Origin of the sequence: Streptomyces sp. IBSBF 3136 (assembly GCF_036815105.1) — a bacterium.
In the GTDB taxonomy this organism is placed as follows: Bacteria; Actinomycetota; Actinomycetes; order Streptomycetales; family Streptomycetaceae; genus Streptomyces.
On sequence record NZ_JAJSZC010000009.1, the window covers coordinates 32,092 to 46,650 of the forward strand.

The 14,559-nt window shown below is 70.6% G+C and carries 15 protein-coding genes and 1 pseudogene; 5 read left to right on the plus strand and 11 right to left on the minus strand.

What is annotated here, in order from left to right; translation table 11 throughout:
* Positions 1 to 105: 105 nt before the first annotated feature.
* The 6 genes from V7E45_RS03530 to V7E45_RS03555 form a co-directional block, all read right to left on the minus strand.
* Complete coding sequence (locus tag V7E45_RS03530; protein WP_333772566.1) at positions 106 to 393, minus strand: SCO5918 family protein; 288 nt, start codon at positions 391 to 393, stop codon at positions 106 to 108.
* A 592-nt stretch (positions 394 to 985) separates the two neighbouring features.
* Positions 986 to 1,192: a cold-shock protein gene (locus V7E45_RS03535; protein WP_020943091.1), complete on the minus strand. Its 207-nt coding sequence runs from the start codon at positions 1,190 to 1,192 to the stop codon at positions 986 to 988.
* A 351-nt stretch (positions 1,193 to 1,543) separates the two neighbouring features.
* Positions 1,544 to 1,963 carry a DUF5994 family protein gene (locus tag V7E45_RS03540; protein WP_333772567.1) on the minus strand — a complete coding sequence of 140 codons (420 nt, stop codon included), beginning with the start codon at positions 1,961 to 1,963 and terminating at the stop codon, positions 1,544 to 1,546.
* Positions 1,964 to 2,330: 367 nt separating this feature from the next.
* Entirely contained in the window at positions 2,331 to 2,762 is a 432-nt protein-coding gene (locus V7E45_RS03545; protein ID WP_333772568.1) for a DUF5994 family protein, read from the minus strand.
* 193 nt (positions 2,763 to 2,955) lie between these two features.
* Entirely contained in the window at positions 2,956 to 3,141 is a 186-nt protein-coding gene (locus V7E45_RS03550; protein WP_333772569.1) for a hypothetical protein, read from the minus strand.
* 58 nt (positions 3,142 to 3,199) lie between these two features.
* Positions 3,200 to 4,885 (minus strand): ribonuclease J, encoded by a 1,686-nt coding sequence (locus tag V7E45_RS03555; protein ID WP_333772570.1) that lies wholly within the window; start codon positions 4,883 to 4,885, stop codon positions 3,200 to 3,202.
* A 414-nt stretch (positions 4,886 to 5,299) separates the two neighbouring features.
* Here V7E45_RS03555 and V7E45_RS03560 point away from each other — a divergent pair, with 414 nt between their 5' ends.
* Both V7E45_RS03560 and V7E45_RS03565 read left to right on the plus strand, forming a co-directional pair.
* Positions 5,300 to 5,551, plus strand: coding sequence for a hypothetical protein (locus V7E45_RS03560; protein WP_333772571.1), 252 nt, complete (start codon positions 5,300 to 5,302; stop codon positions 5,549 to 5,551).
* 18 nt (positions 5,552 to 5,569) lie between these two features.
* The gene (locus V7E45_RS03565; RefSeq protein ID WP_333772572.1) at positions 5,570 to 5,914 is read left to right on the plus strand and encodes a hypothetical protein; all 345 of its coding nucleotides are present in this window, start codon (positions 5,570 to 5,572) and stop codon (positions 5,912 to 5,914) included.
* A 154-nt stretch (positions 5,915 to 6,068) separates the two neighbouring features.
* Here V7E45_RS03565 and V7E45_RS03570 read toward each other — a convergent pair whose 3' ends face one another.
* Together V7E45_RS03570 and V7E45_RS03575 are read right to left on the minus strand one after the other, a co-directional pair.
* Complete coding sequence (locus tag V7E45_RS03570; RefSeq protein ID WP_333772573.1) at positions 6,069 to 6,950, minus strand: NADP-dependent oxidoreductase; 882 nt, start codon at positions 6,948 to 6,950, stop codon at positions 6,069 to 6,071.
* Between the two features lie 148 nt (positions 6,951 to 7,098).
* Entirely contained in the window at positions 7,099 to 7,494 is a 396-nt protein-coding gene (locus V7E45_RS03575) for a MerR family transcriptional regulator (protein WP_333772574.1), read from the minus strand.
* 154 nt (positions 7,495 to 7,648) lie between these two features.
* Here V7E45_RS03575 and V7E45_RS03580 point away from each other — a divergent pair.
* Positions 7,649 to 8,089, plus strand: a pseudogene (locus V7E45_RS03580) (transposase); the annotation flags it as partial.
* Between the two features lie 244 nt (positions 8,090 to 8,333).
* Here the strand turns inward: V7E45_RS03580 and V7E45_RS03585 are convergent.
* Genes V7E45_RS03585 through V7E45_RS03595 form a run of 3 tightly spaced genes read right to left on the minus strand, consistent with a single transcriptional unit; the run spans position 8,334 to position 12,069 of the window.
* The gene (locus V7E45_RS03585) at positions 8,334 to 9,689 is read right to left on the minus strand and encodes a lysine N(6)-hydroxylase/L-ornithine N(5)-oxygenase family protein (RefSeq protein ID WP_333772576.1); all 1,356 of its coding nucleotides are present in this window, start codon (positions 9,687 to 9,689) and stop codon (positions 8,334 to 8,336) included.
* Positions 9,686 to 10,249 carry a GNAT family N-acetyltransferase gene (locus V7E45_RS03590; protein ID WP_443055925.1) on the minus strand — a complete coding sequence of 188 codons (564 nt, stop codon included), beginning with the start codon at positions 10,247 to 10,249 and terminating at the stop codon, positions 9,686 to 9,688. The genes V7E45_RS03585 and V7E45_RS03590 overlap by 4 nt, the downstream gene beginning before the upstream one ends.
* Entirely contained in the window at positions 10,246 to 12,069 is a 1,824-nt protein-coding gene (locus tag V7E45_RS03595; RefSeq protein WP_443055926.1) for an IucA/IucC family protein, read from the minus strand. Before V7E45_RS03595 ends, V7E45_RS03590 begins: the two co-directional genes overlap by 4 nt.
* A gap of 291 nt (positions 12,070 to 12,360) precedes the next feature.
* Here V7E45_RS03595 and V7E45_RS03600 point away from each other — a divergent pair, with 291 nt between their 5' ends.
* Both V7E45_RS03600 and V7E45_RS03605 read left to right on the plus strand, forming a co-directional pair.
* A complete protein-coding gene (locus tag V7E45_RS03600; RefSeq protein ID WP_333772578.1) occupies positions 12,361 to 13,623 on the plus strand; it encodes an aspartate aminotransferase family protein in 1,263 nt (420 codons plus the stop codon).
* 274 nt (positions 13,624 to 13,897) lie between these two features.
* Positions 13,898 to 14,559 (plus strand): NHL domain-containing protein (locus V7E45_RS03605; RefSeq protein ID WP_443055927.1); only part of this gene is annotated, 662 nt, incomplete at its 3' end.

The following is a 14,559-nucleotide window of genomic DNA, read 5'->3' on the forward strand; positions in this document are numbered from 1 at the left end:
GCGCGCCGGCGCTGCTGATCCGCCACCAGCACACGTACGACGAGCTGCCGCGGGACACGGCGGAAGCCGAGGCCGCCCGGACGTCCCCGGCTCGACCGGGAGCGTTCACCAGCCGAGCGGGTCCTCGTCGGCTCGCACGTCCCAGGGCGCCGTTACCGGGCGGGCTTCCTGGCAGGTGAAGCCGAGTCGGGTCAGTGCCCGGCGGATCTCGCCCGTGGTGAAGTCCCGGCGGTTCTGCTTGGTGATCACTTCCCCGACCTGCATCAAGGGGTACACGCGGCGGCCGATGGTCACCGACACGCCGGTGACGGGATCGGGCGTGATGCCGCTCATGGACTGTTCGACCTCACTCTTGATCAGGTCGAAGGGGAATCTGGCGATGACACAGCGCATGGCTGCCTCCACAGGGGTGCGGGAGAACATCGGGGAAGCCGGCAGCTCGACGCGGCCGGACGACGGTCAGGGCGTGAGAGCGAGCACGCCCAGGGCGTAGCCGTGTTCATCGATCACGGGGGACACGTCCAGCGTCCGGACCCGCCTGGCGGCCTGGCGACATGCCGCCCACCTCCGGTTCGGCGACGGTCCAGACCGCCGGCAGCGCCTCGGTGCGGGTGACCGGCAGGGCGAACTCCTGTCGGCGCGGGGCGGAGCGTACGTCCTGGCCGGTCCTTCGCCCGGTGCCCGGGCGGTGGCCCTGGCGGGCCGTCCCCTGCGTACGCAAGCGGCTGCCGGAAGCGGTTCCGGTATGAAGCGGGGTGCGGTTCATGGAAGAACCTTCCTCGATGCGGCGTATCGAGGAATTCCGTCCAGCGGCGACGGCCGCACGAGGATTCGCAAGAATGAGCCGAACAAAAAGCAGAGCCGGGACTGCCTCGTGGCGCTGGAAGGGAAAACGGAAAAATGACTGGGGCCCGTACCCCTAGAGCACGGGCCTCAGCCACATGATGCGCGCGAACCGTCGGCTCGCGTCAGATACGCGTCAGCGTCAGGCGGGAACGATGTTCTCGGCCTGCGGGCCCTTCTGGCCCTGAGTGACGTCGAAGCTGACCTTCTGGCCTTCCTGAAGCTCGCGGAAGCCACCGTTGCTGATGATGTTCGAGTAGTGGGCGAACACGTCAGCGCCGCCGCCCTCCTGCTCGATGAAGCCGAAGCCCTTTTCCGCGTTGAACCACTTCACGGTGCCAGATGCCATATTGAATCTCCCTTGGGGGGCAGTGCCGGTCTCCGCACTCTGCGAAGCCGAGTCGCCGCGATGATCACCCCTCCGGAAAGATCCGGAAAGCTCTGCAAAGAAAAAATCTCTGGTAACCAAAACTGCAACTGGTATCACGTTAACACAGGCTGGATGGAGAACGTGACGCGGTGTGGGGGGCGTCGGAAATCATGCTCCCGCGCCGGGGTGTATTTCTGTAGTGGCGGGACCAGATATTCGCGCCGTGCTCGTCCGGCTTCCGGCGTATTTCCCGGTTCATACACACGGCGTCGTCCGGCCCGCAGAGGTGTGCGGCGCCGTGACAGGTCTCCCGCCGCCCGCGCGCCGCGCTCAGGACGCGGAGCTGCCCGGTGCCGCCGTCAGACCGGCGGCGGACACGAGCGAGGCGACGGCCCGCTCGGTCGCCTCCGGCGGCACGACCAGCAGGTCCCTGCGCCCATGCCCGGGTGCCATCAGAACGACGGTGCTCGACGCGTGCGCCGTGGTGGTCCCGCGCACCCGGACGACCTGGTCGCGGATGAGCACGCGGGCCGGCGCTCCGGTCCACACCGTGCCGTTCACCCGGACACCGAGGATGCGGCCCCAGCCCCGGGGCAGGCCGGAGAGGAGCTGCGGGAGTTCTGCGGGCAGATCGGAGGTGCGCGGCCACCACGCTCCGTCGATACGGCGCGGCAGCGTGCTCTCGGGCGCCAGGTACAGGCGGAGGAGGGGCGGAGCCGGCGGCGGAGGCCGTAGGCGGTCGGTCGTCATGAAGGCGTCCTGTCGAGTGGTTCGGGGCGGTACGTCATCCTGTGCGGAGGACGAGGTCTCTCGGTGGCGGGAGCGCCCGCCCGGCTCGCCGGTGCGGTCACACGGGCCACCGGGCGGCTCCGCCGCGCCGGTGCGGGCGTTTCGTCAGGTCGGTCCTGGCCGTCCCGGCCGGCCCGCGCCGGCCTCGGCCAGGACGCGGGCCGGCGGCGCCACGGTCTGCCTGTCCCGTTCGCGGTGTGCGGGGACGATGCGGCACTCGCCGAAGAGCGCGGGTCTTCCACCTTGCGTGGTCAACGGCTCGCCGAGGGATGGAGGCAGGGCGGGACGACGGTGTCGGCCGTGGGCGCCCCAGGGCCCAAGTGCCTCATTACGCCTCTCCGGTCGTGCCTTCGAGCCGACCGGTCTCGGCGAGGGCCAGCATGCGCGCGGCGGTCAGCGGGTTCTCGGGGTCGGCCGCGGCGGCCAGCAGCCGGGCGGCCGTTCCGGCCGGCTCCTCCGGCGGGACGACCAGGAGCACCCAGCGCCCCACGGAGCCGCAGTCCAGGGAGATGACGTGTGTCTCGCCTCCGGGGCCGGTCGACTCCACGGCGATCACCCGGCCGGGCGCCATGACGGTGCGCGGGGTGTCGGGCCATTCGGCGGGGTCCACGGTGACCCGTACCGTCGTGTCCGGGTCCGGCTCCAACGATCCGACGAGCGAGGGGAGTTCGAGCTCCAGAGCGTCGCAGCGCGGCCACCAGGCCCCGTCCAGCGGACCGTGGCTGACGTCCGGGGTGAGGGTCAGGCGAGGCGTGGGCATGCGGTACGTGTGCGCGTCGGCCGAGGACGCGCCTTCGGCCGGTGTTCCGCCGGGTTCCATCGTGCGGTCCCGTCCCGGGAGCCGTGGGACGACTGCCCGTTTCGTCACTCGCCGGGAACGGCACCGCAGGTCGCGCTGCGCGAAAAGCTCTCGGTGCGGTCAGGTTACCTCTGGACGAGGGGGAGAGGGCGGGTCATTCGTTCGCCTCTACCCCCTCCGCCTTCACCCGCTGCTCCTGTTCTTCCTCTTCCTCCTCCGGTTCCTCCATCGGACGGACGCCCTCGTGCGCCGGCGCGACGGTGGCGGCGGTGCGGTGCGATGTCCGGTCCACGCTGATCAGGCCCTCGTCGGCCGGACAGGCGCAGCCGTCGGCCGCCACCCTGGCGGGAGCGGCCGGGACGGCGGCGGCACCGGGGTCCGTGCCGCCCGGTCGTGGCTCAGGCGTCGATGATGACGGGGATGATCAGGGGCTTGCGGCGGTGGGTGCGGAACGCCCAGTTCGCCACGGCGCGGGCGAGGAGCTGTTCGAGTTGGTGCGCGTCCCCGACGCCTTCCTCGGCGGCGGCGGCCAGGGTCTTCTCGATGACGGGGACGACCGACTCGAAGGTGGTGTCGTCGTGGACGAAGCCCCGGGCCAGGAAGTCGGGGGCTTCGGCGAGGGCGCCGGTGTCCGCGTCGACGATCGCCACCACCGTGACCACGCCTTCGGCGGCGAGGGTGAGGCGGTCCTTGAGGGACGCTTCGGTGGCGCCGCCGACCTCCATGCCGTCCACGTAGACGTTGCCTGCGGGGACCTTGCCGGTGATGGACGCGCGCCCGTCGACCAGGTCGACGACGACGCCGTCCTCGGCGATGACGACCCGCTCGGGGTCGACACCGGTACGGATGGCGAGGTCGCCGTTGGCCCGCAGATGGCGCCACTCGCCGTGCACGGGCATGACGTTGCGGGGCTTGACGATGTTGTAGCAGTAGACGAGTTCGCCGGCGCTGGCGTGCCCGGAGACGTGCACCTTGGCGTTGCCCTTGTGGACCACGTGGGCGCCCCACCGGGTGAGTCCGTTGATCACCCGGTAGATGGCGTTCTCGTTGCCGGGGATGAGGGAGCTGGCGAGCAGGACGGTGTCGCCCTTGCCGATGCGGATCATGTGGTCGCGGTTGGCCATCCGGGACAGCGCGGCCATCGGTTCGCCCTGGGAGCCGGTGCACACCAGAGTGACCTTGTGGTCCGGGAGCTTCTCCAGCTCCTTCGTGCTCACGACCAGACCGGAGGGGACCTTCAGATAGCCCAGGTCCCGGGCGATGCCCATGTTGCGGACCATCGACCGGCCGACGAAGGCGACCTTGCGGCCGTGCTGGTGGGCGGCGTCCAGGACCTGCTGGATGCGGTGCACGTGGCTGGCGAAGCTGGAGACGATGACCCGGCGCGGCGCGGTGCGCATCACCTGCTCGATCGCCGGGTTCAGCTCCCGCTCGGAGGTGGTGAAGCCGGGCACCTCGGCGTTGGTGGAGTCGGTGAGGAACAGGTCCACACCCTCCTCGCCGAGGCGTGCGAAGGCACGCAGATCGGTGATGCGGTCGTCGAGAGGGAACTGGTCCATCTTGAAGTCGCCGGTGTGCAGCACCATCCCGGCCCGGGTGCGGATCGCGACCGCCAGGCTGTCGGGGATGGAGTGGTTGACCGCGACGAACTCGCAGTCGAACGGCCCGAAACCACGCCGGTCGCCCTCCCGGACCCGCACCGTGCGCGGCCGGATGCCGTGTTCCTTGAGCTTGGCCTCCAGGAACGCCAGCGTCAGCTTGGAGCCGACGACCGGGATGTCGGACCGCTCCCGCAGCAGGTACGGCACGCCGCCGATGTGGTCCTCGTGGCCGTGGGTGAGGACCACGGCCACGACGTCGTCCAGCCGGTCACGGATCGAGGTGAAGTCCGGCAGGATCACGTCCACGCCGGGCTGTGTCTCCTCGGGGAACAGCACGCCGCAGTCGACGATGAGCAGCTTGCCCGCGTGCTCGAAGACGGTCATGTTGCGGCCGATCTCACCCAGGCCGCCCAGGGCGATGACCCGCAGCCCTCCTTCGGCAAGGGGCGGGGCGGGCTTCAGCTCGGGGTGCGGATGACTCATACCCTGACGGTACCCGGAGAGCGGACCGGGTGATCCACCGGCTGTGCGTTCCGCTTCTCCCGACGGGGTCGGCATCAGGCGTCCCCCCCCCGTCACAGGGGCGTCCGTGGGAGATGAGAGGGTCTGACGGGTGAGCGAGACACCACCGAACACCCTGCAGTACCGCTTCGACGGGCCAGAAGACGCACCTGTCCTGATCCTGGGCCCCTCCCTGGGTACCACGTGGCACAGGTTGTAGAAGGTGTCCAGGTGCGTCCGCACCAGTCCACTCCGGGCACATAATGCCAGCTCAGCGCCGTTCGGTCCGGTGGAGTCCGCACAGTCGGTGATGGCGGAGTGAGAGCGCGGTTAGACGTAGAGGCAGGCCCCGGATGGCCGGGCGAGCCGGGCATACCGCCCCACACCGGATCCAGAGTGGGCGAGGCGTCCTGGAGCGCGGACGGACTGCTGGCCGAGGTGCAGGCTTACGCGGCACGGGAGTTGGGGGATCCGAGCGCGACGATGGTGCTGGACGACACCCAGGCGATCAAGAAGGCCTGTCCGGCGACGGCGGCCGGCTACCGGCAACTGCTGGTGTGGGCCCGTAAGCAGGGACCGGTGCGTCGGGCCGGTGTGGAGGGCACCGGCCCCTTCGGAGCGGGCCTGTCCCGTTACCTGCTGGCGTAGCAGGTCGAGGTATATGAGGTGAACCGTCCTGACCGCTCGGCCCGCCGTCTGCTGGGGAAGTCGGACCCGATCGACGCACAGGCCGCCGCGCGGGCCGTGCTCAGCGGTCGCGCCCGGGCCCGCGCAAAGTCCGGCGATGGACCGGTGCACAGCGCCCGGATCTTCAAGCTCGCCAAGGACTCCGCGGTCAAGGCTCGTACCCAGGCGATCAACCAGCTCAAGGCCGTCCTGGTCATCGCCGACCCCGCCCTGCGGGAACGGTTGTCGAGCTTGGGCAATGCCGAGCTGTTCCGCACCTGCGCGTCCCTCAGCCCACCCGATGGTGGGGGAGACGAGAACGCGGTGGCCAGGCCACCCACATGACGTTGCGCATGCTCGCCGAGCGCATCGAGTGTCGACGTACACCTGAACGTGCTCAACCCCGTACAGGTGAACGTGCTCAGTTGGTGATGCGCTGGCCACGGGCTCTCGTCAGTCCGCTGTGGACGGTCGACGGTGCCGGGCGGCCCGGCACTTCTCATGCCACCTTGATGACAACCTTGCCCGAGGTGTGACCGGTCTCGACGGTGGCGAGGGCGGCCGGGGCGTCGGAGAGCGGATGGACCGCAGTAATCACGGGTGCGAGGAGTCCGTCGAGGGCCAGCAGGGCAGACCGCTCCAGGTTCTCGCGGTCGAGGCGCCGCTCGACGAAACGCCCACCGAGATCGGGCACAGACATATCACCCACGGCGATGACGTTGCGGGGATCCCGGGCCAGCGGAGCGACCGTCCGCAGCGAGGTGCCTCCGACCAGGTCGACGATCCCGTCGAAGCCGTCCGGAACCAGCTCGCGTGCCGTGGCGACCACGTCCCCGGCGGTGTAGTCGATGAACCGCACCCCGATGGCCTCGGCGAGCTCGCGCTTGGGGGTACTCCCGGTGCCGATCACACGCAGCTCGCGCCCGATGGCCAGCCGCGCGACGGCGAGGCCGACCCCGCCCCCGACTCCGTTGACCAGGACCGTGGCACCGGCCGGGACGCCGAGCTGGTCGAGCACGTCCACCGCGGTCGTCCCGGTCACGGGCAGTGTTGCCGCCACGGTCGCGGACAGACCCTCCGGGATGCGCGCGGTGTTCGGCGCGGACAGCACAGTTGTCTCGGCGTAGGTGCCGCCGCCGGTGAGTGCGAAGCCGAAGACCGCGTCACCCACCTCGAGCCCGTCGACGTCCTCGCCCAGGGCGAGAACGGTTCCGGCTGCCTCCATGCCCAGCGCACGGGGAAACGGACGTCCGCAGTCGAGCCCGTCGACCAGACCCGAGCGCAGCATGTGGTCGAGGGGATTCACGCCGGCCACGTCGACCCGGATCAGCACCTCGCCGCGACCGGGGACGGGATCGGGACGATCGAAGAACTCCTGCACCTCGGGCCCGCCATACCTGCCAAAACCCCACGCCTGCCCCATCTTTTGCCGCCTCCCGTGTGACCGACCCGGTGACTCCGGGCTCCGCAGCCATCCTCACCTCTCACATCGATGTCAGGGGCAACCGACTGAGATGCAGGTCACAGCATCAGGTCGACCGCGCCGTCGGCTCCGGCGACGTGGACAGCTCCGCCCGGTGCCGGCTGTTGGCCCTGATCAGCACGTCGAGCGCATCCCGGGTCTCGATCAGGTGCGCGATGTCGGCGTCGATCCGGTCGCGCTCGCGCATCATCGCCGTGAACGTCTCCTCGGCGACGCCCAGGTCATCCGGGACGTCCACACACGGCAGCACGGTCGCGATCACCCGGCTGGACATACCCGCGTCGAGCAGCTGTCGGATGAGTGACACGCGCTGGACCGCCGCAACCGAATAGTGACGCTGCCCCGCATCGGAGCGTGAGCTGGTCAGCAGGCCCTGCTCTTCGTAGTACCGCAATGAGCGCTGACTCACGCCCGTGCGCTTGGACAACTCGCCGATCCGCATCCCTGAGAGCCTACGCTCGCGTGCTCCAGGTGCAGACCGCCGGCGAGCCATGGTCACCCGCGGACGCCGCCACGGCCGCAGGGGCGTCGTCCCGGTCCCACAACTGAGCACGTTCGTCTGTACGCCCCTGCGCCCTTTTCTCAGTACGCCGACAATCGAGCAGCTCACCGGGCAGATCGATGAGCTGAACCAGCGCCTGACCCGGCTCGCCGAACGCCACGCCCCCCAGCTGCTCGAACCCGTGGGCATCGGCCCGGACAGCGCCGTCACTCTCCTGATCACCATGGGAGACAAACCCGAGCGACTGAACACCGAAGCGTCCTTTGCTGCCCTTTGCGGAGTCAGCCCCGTCGAATATTCCTCGGGCCGTCGGAGCACGCGCCGGCTCAACCACGGCGGCGACCGCCAGGCCAACGCCGCCCTGCACCGCATTGTCTTCACCCGCCTGCGCCACGACCCGCGCACCCAGGCGTACTCCGAACGCCGCTCCCAGGAAGGCAAGACCCGACGCGAGATCATCCGATGCCTCAAGCGATACGCCGCCCGCGATGTATTCAACCTGGTCAGACCGGTCTCCCTCGCCCCTGCGTTATAGGGGCGTCCGTGATACGGCGAGACCCCGCCGGGCCCCTCCCGACGGGACGTCTGTGCGGAGCCGTGAGACGACGAGGCCGCACCGGAGTACTCCGGTGCGGCCTCGTCGTCAGATCGGTCAGGTTGGCGCGCACAATGAGGTCAGCCCCTTACGCGGACCGTGTCCCTGTGACGCTTCCGGATTGCGCTTACTTTGCAATTGCACTCGTGAGATGTGTCTTCCAGCGTCACGGGGCCCATCGTGATCAGCGAGTGCGTGCGGGCGCACCGTCGATCTGCTGTGGTCGCGAGTCGGCGGGAGTGGGCGCCGTGAAACTCGTCCAGGCAGTGCGAGCGGGTAGCGGATGGACGGTGCGGCCGGCGATCGCGTTGAGGATGACGGCGGCCCGGTGGGCTCCGAGGCCGAGGTCGGGGGTGCCGACGCCGTGGGTGTGCAGTTCGGCGTTCTGCACGTACAGGCCGCCGGTGAGGGCGGGCAGGGTGGCGACCCGGTGGTGGAGGTCGACCTGGTAGCGGCCCTGCTCGTCCCAGTCGATCAGGTGGGCGATGGGGTCGAGGGCTGAGGGGCGGATGGCACGGTAGCCGGTGGCGATGACCACCGCGTCGGTGCGGATCACCGTTTCGGTGCCGGAGTCGGTGTGCCGGCAGCGTAGTTCGATGGTGCCAGCAGGGTTCGCGGTGGCGGTGGTCACCGCCGTGCCGGGGACGATCTCGACCGGATCGGCGTCGATCGGACGCCCGACGGTGGTCTGGTAGAGGTGGTCGTGGATCTCGGCGAGGGTCTCGGCGCTGGCCGCCTTGTAGAGCTGCCACTGTTCGCCGACCAGGCGGTCGCGCACGGGGGCGGGGAGGCCGTGGAAGTAGCGGGTGTAGTCGGGGGTGAAGTGCTCGAGGCCGAGCTTGGAGTACTCCATCGGGGCGAACGCGCGGGTCCGGGTGAGCCAGCGCAGCCGCGTGCCGTCGCCGACGCGGGTGCGCAGCAGGTCGAGGAAGATCTCAGCGCCGGACTGGCCGGAGCCGAGGACGGTGATGTCCCTGGCGCCGTCCAGGGTGGAGCGGTGGTCAAGGTACCGGGCGCAGTGCCAGACCCGGGGGTGGTCGGCCAGGGCGGCGAACGCGGTCGGCCGGTATGGCTCGGTGCCGACTCCGAGGACGACGTTGTGGGCGGCGACCTCGCGGTCTCCGGCGGTGACGCGGAACAGCTGCTCGGCGGTGTCCCAGTGCACCGAGCTGACCTGGACGCCGAAGCGGCAGTTGGGCAGGCGTTCGGCTGTCCAGCGGCAGTAGTGCTCGTATTCGCGGCGCGGCAGGTGGAACCGCTCGGAGAAGTAGAACGGGAAGAGCCGCTGCTGGTGCCGCAGGTAGTTGAGGAACGACCAGGGGTTGGTCGGATCGACCAGGGAGACCAGGTCGGCCAGGAACGGCACCTGCATCCTGGCGCCGTCGACCAGCAGGCCGGGGTGCCAGCGGAATTCCGTTCGCGCTTCGCAGAACAGGGCGTTCAGATCCGGCATTTGGTCGCACAGCGCGGCGAGCGAGAGATTGAACGGGCCGATGCCGACGCCGAGCAGGTCGTACGGTGCGGTCGATAGCTGGTTCATGCTGTGGAGGTCTCCCTGGCGGACGAGTTCGGTCGGCGGGTCATCAGCACGGCCCGCTTGTCGGGCAGGTCGAGTTCGGCCGCACGCTGGAAGCCTGCTGCGTGGAACGCCCGGATGGACGGGGCGTTGCGGACATCGGGCTCGCCGACCAGTCGGGGGGCGTACTTCAGCAGGTGGTCGGCGAGGGCGGTGAGCAGGATGCTGCCGAGTCCCCTCCCTCGTGCCTCGGGCGGCCCCAGCAGCAGGTGGATCCCGGTGTCGTTGGGCTCTGACCGGTAATGGCGGGCGAGCGGGTCGAGGTCGGCGCGGTACACCTCCCAGTAGCTCATCGGAGTGCCGTCGAGCAGGCCCAGGCACGGGGTGCTGCTGCCGTCGCCGGCCAACTGGGCGCCCACGTGCCGCTCGGTGCGTTCGGCCGGCCCGTCGAGCGCCCAGTAGGCCGCGATGCCCGGGTCGTTCATCCAGCCGGTGATCAGTGGCAGGTCGGCGGGGCGGACGGGGCGCAGCCGGAACTCGCCGGCGGCGGTGGTCAGGGTGCAGGGGAGGGCTGCTGCGGTCACGGGAGAGCCACGGGGTTGGGCAGGGTGACGTACACCGACTGGGTGGACACCGGGCCGACCAGTTCGTCGAGGCCCTCGAGGCGGGTGCGGAGGTTGGCCTTGCAGCGCAGGGTCGGCGCGTGGAGCAGGTGGGCGGGCAGGCTGGAGCCGGTCGCGGTAGCGGCGGGTTTGGCGAGGAAACGGCGCAGCAGGGCCAGCAGTTGTTCCTCGTCCGCCAGGCGCTGGGAGCCGAACGCGCCGATCAGGCCGAGGACGTGGTTGATGCCGAGGTAGTAGCAGAACCGTTCGTCGGCGACCTGGTCGGGGACGAAGGTGTCGCTGACCTGCCCGAGACCGGGCAGCCGGGCGGACAGTTCGCCGGCCTTCGACTCGCGGAAGTAGTAGCCCTGGTTGTCCCGGTAGCGGCCGCCGACCGGCCAGCCGTCGGCGTCCAGCAGGACCAGGGTGTTCTGCTGGTGAGCTTCCAGGGCGATGCCGCCCTGGCCGTCCAACCACAAGACGGGCAGCACCACCGCGTCCAGGTAGCGCTGGAACCACTCGGCGGCCACGGCGGCAAGCGGCTGGGCGGTGCGGGCGGCCAGGCCCCGCACCACTCCCGCCAGGGCGGAGTCGAGAGTGTCGCCCAGCGGCTGTTCGGCGACGAGTCCGGCGACGCAGTGCACCCGGTCCTCCGGTGTGAACGGCTGGCGGCGCACCACCGTGTCCAGTCCGGTGGGGTCGGGCAGGCCGGGGGCGTCCAGGCCGATCCAGGCGGGGTCGCGGACGATGTCGAAGCCGGGGTGCGCGGCCCGCCAGTCGGCGGCGAGGCCCGCCTCCAGCAGACGGTGCACCTCCAGTCCGCGGTGCAGCTCCTTGCGCAGGTTTTCCCGACGGGAGTTGGTGATGCGCAGGCCGAGCGAGAGCTTGAGCATCCAAGGGGTGCCGGGGCGCAGCACGGTGCGGACCGAGGAGGTCGGATGCCACGGCTCGCCGCGCGGGCCGAGGTCGTGCAGGCGGCCTTCCTCCAGCAGTGCCGCGACGGCCGGGCGCAGGGCGAGTTCGCCGGCCTGCCAGGGGTGCACCGGCAGGGCGGCGGTGCCCGGTGGCAGGGCGGCCGGGTCGCCGAACAGCCTTGCGGTGATCTGCTCGGCGGTGAGCGGTTCGGCGGAGTCGGAGGCGAGGAGCTCCCGGTCGACGGCGTACCAGTGAAGGCGGAAGGCGCCGTGGGTCTCGGGGGAGTAGACGGCGCTCTGGGCGGGGGCGAGACCGTCGCGGCCCTTGGGCGCCGGATGCTGCGGGTGGCCGAGCAGCAGGGACTGCTCGGCGCGGAGGAACGACAGGCGCTGCTCCGGGTCGGCCGAGCTGCGGCGGTACGCCAGGATGTCGGCCGTGCGGGCGACCGAGTCGGCGACCTGGGCGACCAAGGTTGCGAGATGGCCGCCGTCGCCGGGCCCGATGGTCGCGCCGACCAGGGCCGCGAGGGTGACCGCCTCCACGGGAGTGGGCGCCCCGTCGGCCCCGGCTGTGCCGCTCAGGGTGACCGGCCCGAAGCGGTGCCAGCCGCACGCTGACCAGTACCGCACGGGCGCCGTGAGCCGGGCCGCACCGCCTAGCACTGGCACGTGCAGGACCCCGTCGGGGCCGGGGGTGGCGCCGGTCTCGCGTGCCCAGCAACGCAGCAGGCTCTCCGCGCCGGCGTGCCCGGCGGCGACGGCAGGGTCCGGGTGGAGCAACGGATCGGTGCCGGGCTGGTGGGGCGCGCCGGGCGGGGTTCCGGTGAGGGCGGTGCTCATGGCTGCTGGCTGCTCCTTCGGGCGGGGCGGGCGGCCTGACACGCTCATGGCTATCGGCGCGTGACCGCTCCTACAAGATCCATTGCTCCCGACGGCTGATCACCTCACACGCAGGAGTGGGAGGCGGCAGTCCGGCGCCGGCCGGGAGCCGGACAGCCGCTCTCCGGCACGACGAGGGCGAACCCTTCACTCGGCTGCCTGTGCAGCCAGGCGCGTCGGCCACTGTCGTGGGCACGCTTGACCTGCCCCGAGCAGTCGACCACTCCCGTCGTCTGCACTGTCCGACGTCGCATCCCGGGGCCCGTCATCACCCTCGCTCCACCTCAGACAGGGACGACGATGAGCGTCTTCGCCACCATGGAATCCGAGGTCCGCAGCTACAGCCGGGCTTGGCCCACCGTCTTCACCACCGCCCGCGGCGCCGAGATGCGTGACGTGGACGGCCGCACTTACCTGGACTTCTTCGCAGGCGCCGGCGCCCTCAATTACGGTCACAACCCGCCCGAGCTGAAGGCCGCTCTGGTGGAGTACCTCACCGGCGACGGCGTCATCCACGGACTCGACATGCACACCACCGCCAAGGGCGCCTTCCTGGAGCGCCTGCGCGATCTAGTGCTCGCCCCGCGCGGTCTGGACTACCGTGTCCAGTTCCCCGGACCTGGCGGCACCAACGCCGTCGAGGCGGCGCTCAAGCTCGCCCGCAAGGTCACCGGGCGGCGTACTGTCGGCTACTTCGAGCGCGGTTTCCACGGGATGACGCTCGGAGCGCTCGCCGTGACCGCCAGCCCGGCCAAGCGCGCCGGGGCCGGCGTCCCGTTGCCGCACACCGTGCCGGTGCCTTTCGACGACCCGGCCGACGACGACGAGAGGGCCGTCACGCGGCTGAGCCGGGCACTGGAGTCCGCGACCGCCGACGGGCCACTCGCGGCCGTGGTGGTGGAGACCGTGCAGGGCGAGGGCGGTGTGAACCCCGCCCGCCCGGCGTGGCTGCAGGCGCTCGCCTCTTGGACCCTGGCGCACGGCACGCTGCTGGTGGCCGACGACATCCAGATGGGCTGCGGGCGCACCGGCCCGTTCTTCTCCTTCGAGACGTCCGGAATCGTGCCCGACATCGTCTGCCTGTCCAAGTCGCTCAGCGGTTACGGGATGCCCATGGCCCTCACCCTGATGCGTCCCGAGTACGACGTGTGGCGTCCCGGCGAGCACAACGGCACCTTCCGGGGCTACAACCCGGCGTTCGTCACCGCTGCCCGGGCACTGGAGGTCTTCTGGTCCGACGGCGCGCTCCCGGCCAGGACCGCCGAGCTTGGCGAACGAGTGCACCGTTCCTTCACTGGGACGGCCCGGCGTCATGGGCTCGCTGCCCCGCGTGGACGGGGTTTGGCCTGGGGTCTTCCTCTCGACGAGCGCCCGGGTGCGGCTCAGGAAGTGTGCGACGCCGCCTTCCGGGCGGGGCTGCTCCTGGAGACAGCGGGCCTCAAGGGGGAGGTGGTCAAGCTGCTGCCGCCGCTCACGGTGACGGACGGGCAGTTGGAGCGGGGTCTCGCGGTGCTCGACGAGGCCGTCGCGGCCGTGGCCCGTGTCCGGGATCCGGTGGCCTGACGGGGGCCGGTCGGGCTGGCCGGCCGGAACCTGACTGGATACCCGGTCTCTTGGGGCGTGTCAGGGCGCCACGTGCGCCGGGCGCCGCCCCTCGCGCGCCGCGAACGCGCAGTTGGGGCCAGGGCAGGGAACACCGAACGCCGAGCCGGTTTGGCGTCTCGTCACCGCTCAGTGGCAATCACTCTTGAGTGATCTTGCCAACCCGCACACCCCTGTGACTTGCTGGAGTCGAGTGATGACTGCCTGTAGGGGCGGTTGAGGGTGTGACGAAGGGATGACGATGAGTACTCCTCATGGGGCGGACGCAGCCGAGGATGAAACCACCTCCCGCATCAAGACCGTTGCGGGAACCGGGGCCGCGGGGTCGGCAGGGGACAAAGAGCGTGCATCCTTGGCTCAGTTGAACCGTCCGTACGGGATGGCGATGGACAGCGCCGGCGCTGTCTACGTCTGCGAGTTCGCCGGCCACCGGGTCCGGAAGATCACGACCGATGGCAGGATCAGTACGGTCGCGGGAACCGGTCGTGCCGGGTTCAGCGGCGACAACGGTCCAGGCGTCGCAGCCCAGTTGAACTCGCCGCGCGAAGTCGTGGTGGACGCCGCGGGCGTCGTCTACATCACTGATGCCGGCAACCACCGGGTCCGGAAGATCACGCCCGACGGGACGATCACCACAGTCGCCGGCACGGGCGCCGCGGCGTTCGGCGGCGACGGCGGCCCCGCCACGGCCGCCCGGTTGAACGGCCCGTTCGGCGTGGCGGTGGACAGTACGGGCATCCTGTACTTCTCCGACTCCAACAGTCACCGGATCCGCAGGGTCACGCCCGACGGCACGATCAGCACCGTCGCCGGCAACGGGACGGGGGCGTACAAGGGAGACGGCGGTCCGGCGGCTTCAGCCCAGCTGAAAAGCCCGCACGCGGTGGTGCTGGACAG